This window comes from Curtobacterium sp. AC272 (genome assembly GCF_979258155.1).
Genome location: NZ_OZ409838.1, coordinates 3,501,919 through 3,517,549 on the forward strand (window position 1 = coordinate 3,501,919; position 15,631 = coordinate 3,517,549).

Consider the following 15,631-nt stretch of genomic DNA (forward strand, 5'->3'; position numbering starts at 1 on the left):
TAGGGGGAGGGTCCGACGGTGGGCCCCCGGCGCAGCCCCGGGAACCCGTCGCTGTGGAGGGGGCACCGTGGCGCCGTGGTTGTGGAGGGGGAGTACCCGACCGGTCAGACGCCGTAGTCGGCGGAGTACTGCGCCAGCGCTTCCTCGATGGTGCCGTCGAGCTGCAGCCGGCCCTTGTCGAGGTACAGACCGCGGTCGCAGAAGCGGCGCAGGTCCTTGTCGCTGTGGGACACGAAGAAGAGCGTCCGACCGCCGGCCAGGAGCTCTTCGATCCGCTTGTAGCACTTCTCGCGGAAGGCCTTGTCGCCGACGGCGAGGACCTCGTCCACCAGGATGACGGGCTCGTCGAGCCGCGAGATCACCGCGAACGCGATGCGGACCTTCATGCCGCTCGACAGGTGCTTGTACGGGGTGTCGACGAAGTCCGCGATCTCGGCGAAGTCGATGATCTCGTCGAAGGCGGCACGGATCTCGGCGCGCGACATGCCGTGCAGGCCCGCGGTGAGGTAGACGTTGTCGCGGACGGACAGGTCGCCGACGAACCCGCCGGTGATCTCGATGAGCGGCGCGACACCGGCCCCGACGTCGATCCGGCCCTCGTCCGGCAGCATCACCTGCGCCACGAGCTTCAGGAGCGTGGACTTGCCCTGACCGTTGCGACCGACGACGCCGATCGCCTCGCCCGGACGGACGTCGAACGACACGTTGCGGAGCGCCCAGAACTCGTCGGCACGCTTGCGGCGGCCGCGTCCGGCGAAGAGGTCCTTGAAGTTGCGGCTCGCCCGCCGGTTGCGCTTGAAGCAGATGCCGGCGTCGCGCACGGAGATCACCGGTGCGACGGTCTCGGTGCGTCGGGTCTGGTCGGTGGCGGTCATCACAGCTCCTTCAGCACGCGGTGCTCGCTGCGTCGGAACACCGCGAAGCCGATCGCCAGGACGATGCCCGTGATGACCACCGAGGCCCCGACCTCGAACCAGTCGAGCTGGCTCGGGAAGAACGCGGCGCGGTACATCCCGAAGATGCCGGTGAGCGGGTTGACCGCGGCGATCGGGCGCAGGGCGTCGGGCAGTGCGTGCGTGCCGTAGATGATCGGCGATGCGTAGAACAGGAAGCGCAGGACGAGCTTGGTCGCACGCTCGAGGTCGCGGAAGAAGACGACGAGCGGCGCCACGATCAGGCCGAGGCCGTACACCAGCGCGCACTGCAGCACGATCGCCAGCGGGAAGAAGACGACCTGCCAGTGCAGGTGCGCACCCGTCGCGATCGCGAAGGCCGCCAGCACCGGCAGGCTCAGCAGGAACTCGATGCCCTTCGACGCGTCGATCCGCGCGACCCAGATGGTGCGGGGGATCGTCGTCGAGCGGATGAGCTTCGACTCCTTGATGAACGCCCGGGTGGAGTCCGAGACGCCCCCGGTGAACCACATCCACGGCAGCAGCGCGGAGAGCAGGAAGACGATGTACGGGTCTTCACCGACCGAGCCGCGGTGGAACACCTGGGTGAAGACGAACCAGTAGATCGCCGACATCACGAGCGGGTCGAGGATCGACCAGACGTACCCGAGCGCCGACGTCGAGTACCGGACCCGGAGGTCGCGGACGGTCAGCAGCCAGAGGGCATGACGATAGCGCCGACCGGCGCTCCGGGTCGCCGCTGGTGCGGCAGCCGCGGGCACGGTCGGCGCGCTCGCTGTGGTCACGGTTTCCCTTCGGGCGGAACCGCCGAAGGGGTCCTGACGGAGGTTCAGGCGAACAGGTTGTTCGCGCGCTCGAGGTCCTCGGCGAAGTCGATCTCGACCGCGTACAGGTCGGAGATGTCGATCGGGGACCAGCGTAGCCCGTCCTCGGCGATGGCAGCCTCGATGCCGCCCTCGAAGTACTCCTGGTCGTCGACGCGACCGAGCTGGCGGATGAGGGCCTGCTTGTCGTTCGCCGACACGTAGTTGATGCCGACGGCTTCGCCGAGCCCGCCGACGACCTGCTTCGAGAGCTTGTGGATGAAGCCCTCGGCGTCGACGGTGTACTTGACCTCTTCGTCGGAGACCTTGTCGGTGTTGACGCTGACGAACGAGTGGTCCTCGTCGATCATGTCGGCCGCACGGACGAGCGCCATCGGGTCGAAGACCACGTCGCCGTTCATCCAGAGGACACCGCTCTTGCCGGTCGCCTTGAGGGCGCGCAGCAGGCTCTTCGAGGTGTTGGTGGAGTCGTAGGACTCGTTGTAGACGAAGGACGCGTCGGGGAAGGCCTCGACGATGTGCTCCGACTTGTAGCCGACGACGATCGTCACGCGGGCGCTCGAACCGAACGCGGCGCGGATGTTGTCGAACTGCTGCTGCATGATGGTGCGGCCGTCACTGAGCTCCGTGAGCGGCTTCGGCAGGCTGCGGCCGAGCCGGCTGCCCATCCCCGCTGCGAGGATCACGATCTGCGTGGTCATGCTGGTCCCTTCTGGTGTCCGCCCGCGCGCCCTGGGGCACGGGCGGGCCTCGTCGAGTCTGCTCGCGGAACGTCCGAGTTCGCCGAGAACCGGACGCCGCTGGCCACGGGGGCCGGCTGCTGCGCGGTGTCGGAGAGCCCGCCGGAGCAGGTTTCCAAGTGGTGAACACTCCTTCGTGCCCTGGTGAATGATACGGAAACACCCGCTCAAGGGGTAGGTCTGCCGCGCTTCGTACTCATTTCGTGACACTGGAGCGGGCGGTTCCCCGCTGTCCGGAGACCGTTGGTACGGTTGGGCGATGGCCGCCAGAGCAGAGAACGAGGACGTGTACGCCACGACCGACGCTGCCTGGATGACCGAAGCGAGTGACACCGACGAGCAGGACGCCGACGAGCGTGCCGCCGACCAGGTGGACGCCGCGGCGGGGGACGACGCCGACGACGACGACATGGGGGAACCGGATGCGCGCGACGCCTCCGTTGATGACGAGATGACCGACGACACCACGGCCGCCGACACCAATGCCGCCGACACCGATCCGGTCACCGAGCCGCAGTCGGACGCAGCGCCCGGTCCCGCAGCGCCCGGTCCCGCGGCACGTGCCGCGGCAGCGGCCCCGACGACGACCACCGGCGCCCGACCCGCCAAGGCGCGCACCACGAAGCAACGCACCAAGCGACCGGCGAAGGCTGCCGGCACGTCCGGCACCGTGCCTCCCGGCCCCGCGGCGAGCGACGCGACGTCCGCGACGGACGCGACCGCGCACACGGCCCAGGGCGCACCGGAGGCGGACGCACCGGAGACCGACACCGCGTCGAGCCCCGCCGCGAAGAAGCGTGCCCCCCGGGCCACGCCACCCAAGGCCCCGCAGAAGCTGCAGCCCGTCGTGCTCGCCGCCGACGGCCTCGTCAAGCGGTACGGGCAGACCCTCGCCGTCGACGAGGTCGACCTCGAGATCCGCCAGGGCTCGATCTTCGGCGTGGTCGGCCCCAACGGCGCCGGCAAGACGACCACCCTGTCGATGATCACCGGTCTGCTGCGTCCCGACGCCGGGTCCGTGACGGTCCTCGACCACGACGTCTGGGCCGACCCCACGGCCGCCAAGCGCAGCCTCGGCGTGCTGCCGGACCGCCTGCGGCTGTTCGACCGCCTCACCGGTGCGCAGCTGCTCTACTACTCGGCCACCCTGCGCGGCCTCGACGGTGCCACGGCCCGTGAACGCAGCACCGACCTGGCCGAGGCGTTCGGGCTCGGCGAGGCACTCGGTCGCCAGGTCGCCGACTACTCGGTGGGCATGGCGAAGAAGATCGCCCTGGCCGCCACGCTCATCCACTCGCCGCGGGTCCTCGTGCTCGACGAACCGTTCGAGTCGGTCGACCCCGTGAGCGCTGCGACCATCACCGACATCCTGCGCCGCTACACGCGCGGGGTGGCACCGTCGTGCTCTCCAGCCACTCCATGGAGCTCGTGCAGCGCACCTGCGACTCCGTCGCCATCATCGTCGGCGGAAAGGTCCTCGCCTCGGGGACCATGGCCCAGGTGCGCGGTCGCAAGAGCCTCGAGGACAAGTTCGTCGAACTCGCGGGCGGCCGCGTCGTCGCAGAGAGCATGGAATGGTTGCACAGCTTCTCCGGCTGAGGGCCGACCTGCTCGCGGGCGAGGTCCGCGGCAGCGCCCGCCGGTCCGTGTTCGTCGTGCTCGGCAGCCTCGTCGGGCTCCTCGCCGCCGTGTTCGTCGCGACGCAGACGGTCGCGCTGCGGTCCGCCGACCCCGACACGGCCCGCGCGGTCACCGTGCCGGTCGGCACGCTCATCGCGTTCGCGTTCACCGTCGTGCCGCTGGTCGTCGGACGGAGTGACCAGCTCGACCCGCGGCGGTTCGCGGTGTTCGGCATCGGCCGTCGCGGGCTCGCGATCGGTCTCGTCGTCGCCGGCCTGATCGGCGTCCCGGTGATCGGGGTCGTCGTCGTTGCCGTCGCCCAGTCGATCGCCTGGGCGCGTGACGCGGGCACCGGTGTGCTCGCGGTGGTCGGCGGCTTGCTCGCGATCGCCACCTGCGCCCTCCTGGTCCGCGTGTGCTGCACCGTCGGCTCGCGGCTGATCGGTCCGCACCGGTCCCGCGACGCCGGGTGGCTCGTCGCGCTCGTGATCATCGTGCTCGCGATCCCGGCGGTCTCGCTGCTGCTCCGCGTCGACTGGCTCGACCCCGAAGGCACCGAGATGCAACGCGTCGCGGACGTCGCGGGGTGGACGCCGTGGGGCGCCGCCTGGGCCGTGCCCGCCGAGGTCGCCAGCGGCCACGTCGGCACCGGGTTCCTCAAGCTGCTCGTCGCGATCGCCGTCGTCGCCCTGCTGACCTGGGCGTGGTGGGCACTCGTCGGTCGGGCGCTCGACACCGTCGACGGTCGCACCCGGACCCGGCGCTACCAGGGGCTCGGCTGGTTCGACCGGCTCGGCTCGACGCCGGTCGCCGCCGTCGCCGCCCGGGCCCTGACCTACTGGGTGCGCGACCCGCGGTACCGCACCTCGTACCTGATCATCCTGTTCGTCCCGCTCGTCGTCATCCCGCTCGGGGTCGCCGGGGTGCCGTGGCACTGGACCGCGCTCGTGCCGTTGCCGCTCATGGCGCTGATCGCTGGGTTCCTGCCGCACAACGACGTCTCGTACGACAACACCGCGGTGTGGCTGCACGTCGCCTCCGGGGCTCCCGGGTGGAGCGACCGTCTCGGCCGTGTCGTCCCGGTGCTCGTCGTCGGTGCGCCGGCGATCGTGGCCGGCTCGGCGGTGTCCGCCTGGTTGTTCGACGACTGGACGGTGTTCCCGCTGCTGATCGGCGTGAGCGCCAGCGCTCTGCTGTCCGGACTCGGGCTGTCGAGCGTCGTGTCCGTGCTGCTGCCCTACCCGACCGTGCGGCCGGGGGACCACCCGTTCCAGCAGCCACAGGCCGCGGGTGTGACGGCGACGGTCGCGCAGTCGATGATGGTGATCGGCATCGTGCTCTGCACCGTCCCGGCTGCGTGGCTCGCGGTGCTGGCCTTCGTCCGCGGCGCCGAGCCGTGGTCGATGCTGACGCTCGCGGTGGGCATCGCGGTCGGTGCGGTCGTGCTCGTCATCGGGATCTTCGCGGGCGGGCGGCTGTTCGACCGGCGCGGCCCGGACCTGCTGGCCGCGGCGCAGCGCAACTAGCGTCCCGGAACGACGACACCGTGCGCAGACCGTCGTACCCTGGACCCATGAGCATGACGGAACCAGGCGGCGGCCTCGACGTGATGGACCGGGAGCTCGAGAAGCTCCTCGAAGACGAAGCGATCGAACCCGGCGACCACGAGCGGTTCTCGCACTACGTCAAGAAGGACAAGATCCTGCAGTCCGCCCTGTCCGGCAAGCCGGTCAAGGCGCTGTGCGGCAAGAAGTGGATCCCTGGCCGCGACCCGGAGAAGTTCCCGGTGTGCCCGGACTGCAAGGCCATCTACGAGAAGATGAAGTCCGAGTAGACGCAGCCCGCGCATCGTGAGCAGAAATGGTCGGGTCGCCTTCGGGGACCCGACCATTTCTGCTCACTCAGCGATGCGCAGCGGCGCGCTAGATCACCAGGGTGGGGATCGCGGGGTCGCCGCGACCGATGCGCGCGGCGTCCGCCGGCAGCTCGGCCTTCGCCCGCTTGTGGTGCGCTCGCGCGGCCTCGACGCCCTGTGCTCCGAGGAACGCCGGATCGACCTCGCCGCCGGTGACCACGGGCACGAGCAGCGGGCGCTCGTCGGGGCCGACCTGTCCGGCGGTGAGCACGACCTCGGCCGTGGCGACACCGTTGCGCAGGCGTCGGCCGGCTTCCTTGCGCCCGCCGATCGAGGCCTTGTCCGCCGACTTCTTGGCGACGGCGACCCAGTCGGCGCCGTCGGCGGACTGGTGCGCCACGAGCTTGAAGACCATGCCGGCCGCGGGGTGTCCGGAGCCGGAGACGACCGAGGTGCCGACGCCGTACGAGTCGACCGGGGCCGCACGGAGGGCCGCGATCGTGTACTCGTCCAGGTCGTTCGTGACCGTGATCTTCGTGTCGGTCGCGCCGAGCCGGTCGAGCTGTGCCCGGACGGCCGCGACGACCGAGGGCAGGTCGCCGCTGTCGATGCGCACACCGCCGAGCTTGCCGTCGGTCAGCCGGACAGCGGTCTCGACGGCCTGCTCGATGTCGTAGGTGTCGACGAGCAGCGTCGTGCCGTTGCCGAGGGCGTCGAGCTGCGACCAGAACGCCTCTTCCTCGGAGTCGTGCAGCAGGGTGAAGGCGTGCGCCGCGGTGCCCATCGTCGGGATGCCCCAGGTGCGGCCGGCCTCGAGGTTGCTCGTCGCGCCGAACCCGGCGATGTACGCGGCCCGTGCTGCGGCGACGGCGTTCCACTCGCCGGTGCGGCGCGAGCCCATCTCGGCGAGCGGACGCCCGTCGGCGGCGGAGACCATGCGGGCGGCGGCCGAGGCGATGGCGGAGTCGGCGTTGAAGACCGACAGTGCGAGCGTCTCGAGCACGACGGCTTCGGCGAACGTGCCCTCGATCTGCAGGATCGGGGAGTTGGGGAAGTAGACCTCGCCCTCGCGGTACGCCCGGACGTCCCCGGTGAACCGGTAGTCGGCGAGGAAGGCTGCGGTGCCCTCGTCGATGACCCCGCGGTCGCGCAGGAACCCGATCTCGTCGTCGCCGAAGCGGAAGTCGCCGAGGGCGGTCAGGAACCGGCCGAGTCCGGCCGCGACGCCGTAGCGACGGCCGTCGGGCAGCCGCCGGGCGAACACCTCGAAGACGCAGCGCCGGTGGGCGGTGCCGTCCTTCAGGGCCGCGTCGACCATGGTGAGTTCGTACTGGTCCGTCAGGAGCGCGCTGGTCACCTCCCCGACACTACTGCGAGCGTCGGTACGCTGGTCACCGTGACGGATGCACCGATCGGAGTCTTCGACAGCGGGGTCGGCGGGCTGACGGTGGCCCGCGCGATCATCGACCAACTGCCGCGCGAGAGCATCCGGTACGTCGGCGACACCGTGCACTCGCCGTACGGCCCGAAGCCCATCGCCGACGTCCGCCGCTACGCGCTCGAGGTCATGGACGACCTGGTGGAACTCGGCGTCAAGGCACTCGTCATCGCCTGCAACACCGCGTCGTCGGCCGTCCTCCGCGACGCCCGCGAACGGTACGAGCAGGCGTACGGCATCCCGGTGGTCGAGGTCATCCAGCCCGCCGCCCGCGCCGCCGTGAAGCAGACCAGGACCGGGCGCATCGGCGTCATCGGCACGGTCGGCACCATCACCTCGCGCGCCTACGAGGACGCCTTCGCCGTGGCCTCGGACGTCAGCCTGACCCTGGCGGCGTGCCCGCGCTTCGTCGAGTTCGTCGAGGCGGGGGACACCTCGTCGCCGGAGCTGCGCGAGGTCGCCGCCGGGTACCTCGATCCGATCCGCGCCGCCGACGTCGACACCCTCGTGCTCGGCTGCACCCACTACCCGCTGATGTCCGCCGCCATCCAGTACGTGATGGGCCCGGACGTCACCCTGGTGTCGAGTGCCGAGGAGACCGCCAGCGACGTGTACCGCCGGCTCGTCGAGCACGGCCTCGAACGCACCTCCACCACCGCCCCGACGTACTCGTTCGAGTCGACCGGCGACGACGAGGACGGGTTCCTGCGGCTCGCCCGCCGGTTCCTCGGCCCCGAGATCGTCCGCGTCGGCCATCTCGAGACCGGCGCCATCACGCTGCCCCGTGGGCGGGCCTGAGCGGCGACCAGCCGCCAGCCGCCACCCGCCCCGATGACCCGCACCGCGCCTCCAGGCCGGACCGAAAGGACACCATGACCACCCGCATCGACGGCCGCCAGGCCGAGGAACACCGTCCCGTCACCATCGAGCGGGGGTGGAGCACGCAGGCCGAGGGCAGTGCGCTCATCTCGTTCGGCAACACCAAGGTGCTCTGCACCGCCTCGTTCACGAACGGCGTGCCCTGCTGGCTCGCCGGCAAGGGCACCGGCTGGGTCACCGCCGAGTACTCGATGCTGCCGCGGTCGACGAACGAGCGCATGCAGCGCGAGTCGATCAAGGGCAAGGTCGGCGGCCGCACCCACGAGATCTCCCGGCTGATCGGGCGTTCGCTCCGCGCCGTGGTCGACACGAAGGCCCTCGGGGAGAACACCCTGGTCATCGACTGCGACGTGCTGCAGGCCGACGGCGGCACCCGCACGGCGTCGATCACCGGCGCCTACGTGGCGATGGTCGACGCGATCGAGTGGGGCCGCGGCAAGGGCTTCATCGGCAAGAAGGCCACCCCGCTCACCGACAGCGTGCAGGCGATCTCGGTCGGCATCGTCAAGGGTGAGCCGATGCTCGACCTGGCGTACACCGAGGACTCCGCCGCCGACACCGACATGAACATCGTCACGACCGGGTCGGGCAAGTTCATCGAGGTGCAGGGGACCGCCGAGCACGCGCCGTTCGACCGCGACGAGCTGAACGTCCTGCTCGACCTGGGCCTGGCCGGCAACCAGTCGCTCGCGGCGATCCAGAAGACCGTGCTGGGGCTGGCGTGACCGGCACCGTCGTCCTGGCCACCCACAACCAGGGCAAGGTCGTGGAACTGCGCGAGATCCTCGGGTCAGCGCTGGGCGAGGGTGTCGAGCTCGTCGGGTACGACGGCCCCGAGCCGGTCGAGGACGGCGACACCTACGCCGCGAACGCCCTGATCAAGGCCCGTGCCGCGGTCGCGCACACCGGGCTCCCGGCGCTCGCCGACGACTCCGGCATCGCGGTCGACGCGCTCGACGGCGCCCCGGGCATCCACTCGGCGCGGTACGCGGGCACACGGTCGGACGCCGACAACATCGCGCTGCTGCTGCAGAACCTCGACGGCGTCGTGGAGCGGACCGCCGCCTTCGTGTGCGCGGCCGCGTTCGTCACGCCCGACGGGTTCGAGCACGTGGTCGAGGCGGTGTGGAACGGCGAGGTGCTGACCGCGCCGGTCGGCGACGGCGGACACGGCTACGACCCGGTGTTCCGGCCGGACGACGCCGATCGCTCGTCGGCCGAGCTCACCCGCGACGAGAAGAACGCGCTGTCGCACCGCAGCAAGGCGTTCCGGGGCATCGCGCCGGTCGTGCGGGAGCACTTCGGGCTCTGAACTGCCCACCTGCGACGACGACAGGCCCACACCGAACGGTGTGGGCCTGTCGTGTTCGGTCCGGCTACAGCTGCGGGTCGACGGCCGTCGACTCGGCCTGGTGCTCGTGCTTCTTCGCCTTGCGGGCGTTCCGGATGTAGGTCAGCGCCATCGGCACGACGGTCACCAGGACGGCTGCGAGCAGGATGATGTCGATGTACTCGCGCACGATGTGGGCGACGAACGGGATGTGCCCGATGAAGTACCCGAGGAACGTCACGCCGACGCCCCAGACGACGGCGCCGATCGCGTTGTAGAGCGAGTACTTCTTGTAGTCCATGCGGCCGACGCCGGCGGCGATCGGCGCGAAGGTGCGGACGACCGGCACGAAGCGCGCCAGGATGACCGCGAGCGGGCCGAAGCGGTGGAAGAACGCGCTGGTCCGCTCGACGTTCGCCTTGGAGAACAGACCGCTCTCCTTGCGCTCGAAGATCGGCGGACCGGCCTTCTTGCCGATGTAGTAGCCGAGCTCCCCACCGAGGAACGCCGCCGCGCCGATCATCAGGGCCGCGACCCAGATCGGGATTCCGCCGATCTCGCCGCCGCGGTCGAACGCGAACAGGCCGGTGATGACGAGCAGGCTGTCGCCCGGGAAGATGAAGCCGATCAGCAGACCGGTCTCGGCGAAGACGATCGCACAGACGACGAGCACGGCGACCGCCCCGAAGTGGTCGAGGATGTACTGCGGATCCAGCCATGGGATCAGGGCGAGTGCGACGGAGTGCATGTCTCTTCCGGTCGTGCAGATGCGGTGACGGGAGGGTCACCCGCACGACGAGGGTACCGTCCGCGCGTGACCGGAACGTCCCTCGGTGGTATGAGATGCGCGAGCACGCAACGGTCGGTGCGGAAGGAGGGACTCGAACCCTCACGCCTGAGCACAGGAACCTAAATCCTGCGTGTCTACCGATTCCACCACTCCCGCGAGCAGCGGCAGTCTACCGAGCGGTCCCTGGTCGGCGGACGTCGGTGCGTGCGCACGGTGCGCCGGCCGCGCAGCGCGCAGCGCCCCGTGCGCCTGCCGCGCAGCGCGCGCGTCAGCGGAGCTGCCGCGGCAGGTACCGCGGCACGTACCGCAGCAGCACACCGGCACCGATCAGGCCCAGCACGCCCATCACGCCGCTCGCCACCGCGATCGTCGCGACGGCCGTCACCCCGGAGATCACGAGCGGTGCCGCTGCCGACCCGGAAGTCGCCGGTGAACCGCCAGGCTCCGAGGAACGGCGCCGGGTCGTTGCGCGGGGCGAGGTCGGCGCCGAGCGTCATGAGGATGCCGGAGCCGACGCCGTTCGCGAGCGACATCCCCATCGCGATCCCGACGAACCAGCCGACCCGCGCGTCGAGGTGCCCGCTCCAGGCGAGCAGGAAGTAGCTGATGCTCAGCCCGAGCATGCAGGGGAGTGCGCTCGCCAACCTCCCCCAGCGGTCCATGATCTGGCCGCTCGTGTAGAACAGCGCGAAGTCGACGGCACCGGCGATGCCGATGATCAACGCAGCCGTCGAGTCGTTCAACCCGACACTGACCGCCCACAGCGGCAGGATCACCTGGCGTCCGGCGCGCATCGCGCCGATGAGCGCGGCGCCGCTGCCGAGCCGCAGCAGCACGGCCCGGTTCGTGCGCAGGGTCCGGAAGAGGCCGTGCGCCTCCTTGCCGACGAAGACCGCGCCGGTGTCGGTGGACGGCTCGGTCACGCCGGTCGCGTCCGACCCCGACCGGGAGGCCCGTGGCGGCATCCGCAGACCTCGTGCGCCCGTCGCCGGGTCGCGCAGCACCAGGAGCACGGTCGCCGCCGCCAGGCAGCACACGACGTGGATCCAGAAGGCGCTCGCGGTGGTGCCGGTCAGGTGGATCACACCGGCGGCGAGGAACGGCCCGACGAAGTACCCGAAGCGGAAGACCCCGCCCAGGCTCGACAGCGCCCGGGCACGGATGCGGACCGGGATCGCCGTGGTCATGTACGCGTGCCGTGCCAGGGCGAACACCGCGGTCGAGACGCCGACCAGGAACACCCCGAGGGCCAGCACCCACGCGTTCGCCGCGGTCGTGCAGACGACGAGGCCGCCGACCGACACCAGGGCGGCGCCGATCATCGCGTTCCGCTCGCCGATCCGCGCGACGACGATGCCCGACGGCACGTCGCCGATGAGTTCGCCGACCAGGATGAGCGACGCGACGAAGCCCGCGAACGCCAGGGTCGCGCCGAGGGAGTCCGCGGCGATCGGGATGATCGGGATGATCGCGCCCTCGCCGATGGCGAACAGCGCCGCGGGCAGGAACCCGGACAACAGGACGGACCGGAAGTCGAATGAGTCGTTCCCCGTCGTGGCCATCGCAGGGACAACGGTACGCCAGCGGTACGGCTTCGTCGGCGGGTTACCCTGGAGGCATGCGTGTTCTGGCGGCGATGAGCGGTGGGGTCGACTCGGCGGTGGCTGCTGCCCGGGCGGTCGACGCCGGGCACGACGTGGTCGGTGTGCACCTGGCGTTGAGCCGGATGCCGGGCACGCTCCGGACCGGCAGCCGCGGGTGCTGCACGATCGAGGACTCGATGGACGCCCAGCGCGCCGCGTCCGCCCTCGGCATCCCCTACTACGTGTGGGACTTCTCGGCCCGGTTCAAGGAGGACGTCGTCGACGACTTCGTCGCCGAGTACCAGGCCGGTCGCACCCCGAACCCCTGCATGCGGTGCAACGAGCGGATCAAGTTCGCGGCGCTGCTCGAGAAGGCTCTGGCGCTGGGCTTCGACGCCGTCGCGACCGGGCACTACGCCTCGATCGTCACCGGCCCGGACGGCTCCCGCGAACTTCACCGGTCGGCCGCGTGGGCGAAGGACCAGTCCTACGTGCTCGGGGTCCTGACCGCCGAGCAGCTGCAGCACGCGATGTTCCTGCTCGGGGCGACCCCGTCGAAGGACGAGGTCCGGGCCGAGGCCGCCGAGCGTGGGCTGACCGTCGCCCAGAAGCCCGACTCCTACGACATCTGCTTCATCCCGGACGGCGACACCCGCGGCTGGCTCGCCGACCGTGTCGGCAGCGAGACCGGTGACGTCGTCGAGCGCGATGGCACCGTCGTCGGTTCCCACGACGGCGCGCACGGCTACACGGTCGGGCAGCGCCGCGGACTGTCGCTCGGGCGCCCCGCCGCCGACGGCAAGCCCCGGTTCGTGCTCGAGATCCGCCCGAAGGACAACACCGTCGTGGTCGGTCCGAAGGAGGCCCTGGCCGTGTCGTCGATGTCGGGCTCCCGCTTCACCTGGGCCGGCACCGCACCGGCCGACCCGCAGACGCCGTTCGCGTGCGACGTGCAGATCCGGGCGCACGCCGACCCGGTGCCGGCGACCGCGCGGGTGCAGGACGACGTGCTCGTGATCGACGTCGACGAGCCGCTCCACGGGGTCGCCCCAGGCCAGACGGCCGTGGTCTACGTCGGCACCCGGGTGCTCGGGCAGTGCACGATCGACAACACCGTCAGCGCCGTCCCCGTCGACGCCTGAGACCGCCGCTCCGGGCGGTGGGTCCGCTGCACGCGCCGTCGGTGGCACACGGTAGAACTGATGACATGAGCGAGACCGACGCCACGTTCGAGACCATCGACCCCGACGGGCTCGACGCCGCCCAGGCCGGGCGCGAGGTCGACCGGCTGCGGGCCCGCATCAACGAGCTGCGACAGGCGTACTACCAAGGCGACAACGGCTCACCGGAAGCCGATGCCGACTACGACGTGCTGGTCCGCCGGCTCGACGCGATCGAGCAGCGGTTCCCGGAGCTCCTGACCGAGGACAGCCCGACCCAGACCGTCGGCGGCCAGGCGCAGACGACGCAGTTCGCGCCGGTCGAGCACGCCGAGCGGATGCTGTCGCTCGACAACGTGTTCAGCCCGGACGAGCTCACCGAGTGGGCCGTCAAGGTGCAGCGCGACGCCGGCGCCGAGCGGGTCCGGTTCCTGACCGAGCTGAAGATCGACGGCCTCGCGATCAACCTGCGCTACGAGCACGGCCGGTTGGTGTCGGCGGCGACCCGTGGTGACGGCGTCGTGGGCGAGGACGTCACCGGCAACGTCCGGACCATGGGCACGATCCCGGACCGGCTGTCGGGCACCGGCCACCCGCCCCTGGTCGAGGTCCGCGGCGAGATCTTCTTCCCGGTCGCCGAGTTCGACGAGCTCAACGCGAACCAGCGCGAGGCGGGGGAGCGGGTCTTCGCCAACCCGCGCAACGCCGCCGCCGGGTCCCTCCGCCAGAAGGAAGAGGGCAAGTCCGAGGCGAAGCGCGCGCTCATGGTCGACCGGCTCCGGCGCTTGCGGATGCTGGTGCACGGCATCGGCGCGTGGCCCGTGCGCGAGCTCGAGCAGGAGACCGACGTCCGCTCGCAGTCCGAGGTGTACGAGCTGCTCGAGACCTGGGGCCTGCCGACGAGCAGCCACTACCGGGTCTTCGACACCATCGACGAGGTGAACGCCTTCGTCCGCTCGACGGGTGACCGCCGCGCCTCGGTCGAGCACCAGATCGACGGCGTCGTGATCAAGGTCGACGACCTCGCCCTGCACGAGGAACTCGGCTCGACGTCTCGTGCGCCCCGGTGGGCGATCGCGTACAAGTACCCGCCGGAAGAAGTCCACACGAAGCTCGTCGACATCGTCGTCAGCGTCGGTCGGACCGGGCGTGCGACCCCGTTCGCGGTGATGGCCCCGGCCGAGGTCGCCGGGTCGGTCGTCCGCCAGGCCACCCTGCACAACCAGCAGGTGGTCAAGGCGAAGGGCGTCCTGATCGGCGACACTGTCGTGCTGCGGAAGGCCGGCGACGTCATCCCCGAGGTCCTGGGGCCGGTCGTCGACCTGCGCGACGGCACGGAGCGTGAGTTCGTGATGCCGACGCACTGCCCGGAGTGCGGCACCGAGCTCGCCCCCGCGAAGGAAGGCGACATCGACCTCCGCTGCCCGAACGCGAAGAGCTGCCCCGCGCAGGTCCGCGGTCGGGTCGAGCACATCGCATCGCGCGGCTCCCTCGACATCGAGGGCCTCGGCGAGGTCGCAGCCGCAGCGCTCACGCAGCCGCTGCACCCGGAGACCCCGCCGCTCGTGACCGAGGCCGGGCTGTTCGACCTGACGATGCAGGACATCGTCCCGATCGAGGTGATCGTCCGCGACGCCGAGACCGGCATGGAGAAGGTCGACGACGCCGGCGCTCCGAAGCGCGTGACCCCGTTCAGCCGGGCGCGCAAGAAGACCGACCCGCCGTTCGACCCCGAAGCACGTGGTGCCGACTACACCGGCGAGCCGAGCCGCTTCCCGTCGAAGAACGCGTTCGAGATGCTCGCGAACATCGACGCGGCTAAGACGAAGCCACTCTGGCGCATCATGGTGGGGCTGAGCATCCGCCACGTCGGACCGGTCGCGGCGCGAGCACTCGCGAACCACTTCGGGTCGCTCGACCGGATCCGCAGTGCCTCGCGTGAGGAACTCGCGGCGGTCGACGGGGTCGGCGGGATCATCGCCGACGCCCTGCTCGCGTGGTTCGAGGTCGACTGGCACCGCGAGATCATCGACCGCTGGACGACGGCGGGCGTGCAGTTCACCACGCCGGACCACCCCGGCCCCGGGGGCACGGCGGTCGAGGGCGGTGTCCTGAGCGGCGTCACGGTCGTGGCGACCGGGTCCCTCGAGGGGTACACGCGCGAGGGTGCGCTGGAGGCGATCATCACCGCCGGCGGCAAGGCGGCGTCGAGCGTCAGCAAGAAGACCGACTTCGTCGCCGCGGGTCCCGGGGCCGGGTCGAAGCTCACGAAGGCCGAGCAGCTGGGGCTCCGGATCATCGACGCCGAGCAGTTCCACCTGCTCGTGACCGAGGGGCCGAGCGCGCTCCCCGAGCCGGAGGTCCCCGCGCCCGAGGGCTGAGCCGGGGCGACGAGCACGACCGCGATGCGGCCGCACACTGCGGCGCGCCGTGCAACGCACCCAGTTCGGGGGACAAGTTGCATCGCGCATGACCGATCCTCGGGCATTCTCCTTACA

General features: G+C 70.9%; 12 protein-coding genes, 1 tRNA gene and 1 pseudogene. 7 read left to right on the forward strand and 7 right to left on the reverse strand.

Annotated features, from left to right (window positions below; genetic code table 11):
* Positions 1-104 precede the first annotated feature (104 nt).
* From ACZZ0J_RS18055 to ACZZ0J_RS18065, 3 genes are read right to left on the reverse strand one after another with little or no spacing between them, the layout of a single operon-like run.
* Positions 105-875: an ABC transporter ATP-binding protein gene (locus ACZZ0J_RS18055; protein WP_111085010.1), complete on the reverse strand. Its 771-nt coding sequence runs from the start codon at positions 873-875 to the stop codon at positions 105-107.
* On the reverse strand, positions 875-1,699 hold the full coding sequence (locus tag ACZZ0J_RS18060) for an ABC transporter permease (protein WP_416371912.1): 825 nt from the start codon (positions 1,697-1,699) through the stop codon (positions 875-877). Before ACZZ0J_RS18060 ends, ACZZ0J_RS18055 begins: the two co-directional genes overlap by 1 nt.
* Positions 1,700-1,743: 44 nt before the next feature.
* Positions 1,744-2,439 carry a phosphocholine cytidylyltransferase family protein gene (locus tag ACZZ0J_RS18065; RefSeq protein WP_111085011.1) on the reverse strand — a complete coding sequence of 232 codons (696 nt, stop codon included), beginning with the start codon at positions 2,437-2,439 and terminating at the stop codon, positions 1,744-1,746.
* Positions 2,440-2,737: 298 nt separating this feature from the next.
* On the opposite strand from ACZZ0J_RS18065, the gene ACZZ0J_RS18070 reads away from it, so the two are divergent.
* Both ACZZ0J_RS18070 and ACZZ0J_RS18075 read left to right on the forward strand, forming a co-directional pair.
* Positions 2,738-4,297, forward strand: a complete 1,560-nt coding sequence (locus ACZZ0J_RS18070) for an ABC transporter ATP-binding protein (protein WP_463437912.1) — start codon at positions 2,738-2,740, stop codon at positions 4,295-4,297.
* A 1,374-nt stretch (positions 4,298-5,671) separates the two neighbouring features.
* Positions 5,672-5,932 carry a DUF3039 domain-containing protein gene (locus ACZZ0J_RS18075; RefSeq protein WP_111033217.1) on the forward strand — a complete coding sequence of 87 codons (261 nt, stop codon included), beginning with the start codon at positions 5,672-5,674 and terminating at the stop codon, positions 5,930-5,932.
* A gap of 88 nt (positions 5,933-6,020) precedes the next feature.
* On the opposite strand, the gene ACZZ0J_RS18080 is transcribed toward ACZZ0J_RS18075, so the two are convergent.
* The gene (locus tag ACZZ0J_RS18080; protein ID WP_463438227.1) at positions 6,021-7,271 is read right to left on the reverse strand and encodes a nicotinate phosphoribosyltransferase; all 1,251 of its coding nucleotides are present in this window, start codon (positions 7,269-7,271) and stop codon (positions 6,021-6,023) included.
* A gap of 78 nt (positions 7,272-7,349) precedes the next feature.
* On the opposite strand from ACZZ0J_RS18080, the gene murI reads away from it, so the two are divergent.
* The 3 genes from murI (at position 7,350) to rdgB (ending at position 9,582) form a co-directional block, all read left to right on the forward strand.
* Positions 7,350-8,189, forward strand: a complete 840-nt coding sequence (gene murI / locus ACZZ0J_RS18085; protein ID WP_123340801.1) for a glutamate racemase — start codon at positions 7,350-7,352, stop codon at positions 8,187-8,189.
* 74 nt (positions 8,190-8,263) lie between these two features.
* Positions 8,264-8,995 (forward strand): ribonuclease PH, encoded by a 732-nt coding sequence (gene rph, locus ACZZ0J_RS18090; RefSeq protein WP_463437913.1) that lies wholly within the window; start codon positions 8,264-8,266, stop codon positions 8,993-8,995.
* The gene (gene rdgB, locus ACZZ0J_RS18095; protein WP_123340733.1) at positions 8,992-9,582 is read left to right on the forward strand and encodes an RdgB/HAM1 family non-canonical purine NTP pyrophosphatase; all 591 of its coding nucleotides are present in this window, start codon (positions 8,992-8,994) and stop codon (positions 9,580-9,582) included. The genes rph and rdgB overlap by 4 nt, the downstream gene beginning before the upstream one ends.
* Positions 9,583-9,646: 64 nt before the next feature.
* Here rdgB and ACZZ0J_RS18100 read toward each other — a convergent pair whose 3' ends face one another.
* The 3 genes and pseudogenes from ACZZ0J_RS18100 to ACZZ0J_RS18110 form a co-directional block, all read right to left on the reverse strand.
* The gene (locus ACZZ0J_RS18100) at positions 9,647-10,348 is read right to left on the reverse strand and encodes a DedA family protein (protein WP_463437914.1); all 702 of its coding nucleotides are present in this window, start codon (positions 10,346-10,348) and stop codon (positions 9,647-9,649) included.
* A 118-nt stretch (positions 10,349-10,466) separates the two neighbouring features.
* Positions 10,467-10,546: transfer RNA gene (locus tag ACZZ0J_RS18105), tRNA-Leu, on the reverse strand.
* 112 nt (positions 10,547-10,658) lie between these two features.
* Positions 10,659-11,952, reverse strand: a pseudogene (locus ACZZ0J_RS18110) (MFS transporter).
* Between the two features lie 56 nt (positions 11,953-12,008).
* Between ACZZ0J_RS18110 and mnmA the strand changes: the two are divergent.
* Both mnmA and ligA read left to right on the forward strand, forming a co-directional pair.
* Entirely contained in the window at positions 12,009-13,115 is a 1,107-nt protein-coding gene (gene mnmA, locus ACZZ0J_RS18115; protein ID WP_463437915.1) for a tRNA 2-thiouridine(34) synthase MnmA, read from the forward strand.
* Positions 13,116-13,180: 65 nt separating this feature from the next.
* Positions 13,181-15,514, forward strand: coding sequence for an NAD-dependent DNA ligase LigA (gene ligA, locus ACZZ0J_RS18120; RefSeq protein ID WP_463437916.1), 2,334 nt, complete (start codon positions 13,181-13,183; stop codon positions 15,512-15,514).
* The last annotated feature ends 117 nt before the right edge of the window (positions 15,515-15,631 follow it).

Bases quoted from the DNA above. Each gene is read 5' to 3' on its own strand.
- ACZZ0J_RS18055 (WP_111085010.1), bottom strand. From the start codon at position 875: ATGACCGCCACCGACCAGACCCGACGCACCGAGACCGTCGCACCGGTG.
- ACZZ0J_RS18065 (WP_111085011.1), bottom strand. From the start codon at position 2,439: ATGACCACGCAGATCGTGATCCTCGCAGCGGGGATGGGCAGCCGGCTC.
- ACZZ0J_RS18070 (WP_463437912.1), top strand. From the start codon at position 2,738: ATGGCCGCCAGAGCAGAGAACGAGGACGTGTACGCCACGACCGACGCT.
- ACZZ0J_RS18075 (WP_111033217.1), top strand. From the start codon at position 5,672: ATGAGCATGACGGAACCAGGCGGCGGCCTCGACGTGATGGACCGGGAG.
- ACZZ0J_RS18080 (WP_463438227.1), bottom strand. From the start codon at position 7,271: ATGGTCGACGCGGCCCTGAAGGACGGCACCGCCCACCGGCGCTGCGTC.
- rph (WP_463437913.1), top strand. From the start codon at position 8,264: ATGACCACCCGCATCGACGGCCGCCAGGCCGAGGAACACCGTCCCGTC.
- ACZZ0J_RS18100 (WP_463437914.1), bottom strand. From the start codon at position 10,348: ATGCACTCCGTCGCACTCGCCCTGATCCCATGGCTGGATCCGCAGTAC.
- mnmA (WP_463437915.1), top strand. From the start codon at position 12,009: ATGCGTGTTCTGGCGGCGATGAGCGGTGGGGTCGACTCGGCGGTGGCT.
- ligA (WP_463437916.1), top strand. From the start codon at position 13,181: ATGAGCGAGACCGACGCCACGTTCGAGACCATCGACCCCGACGGGCTC.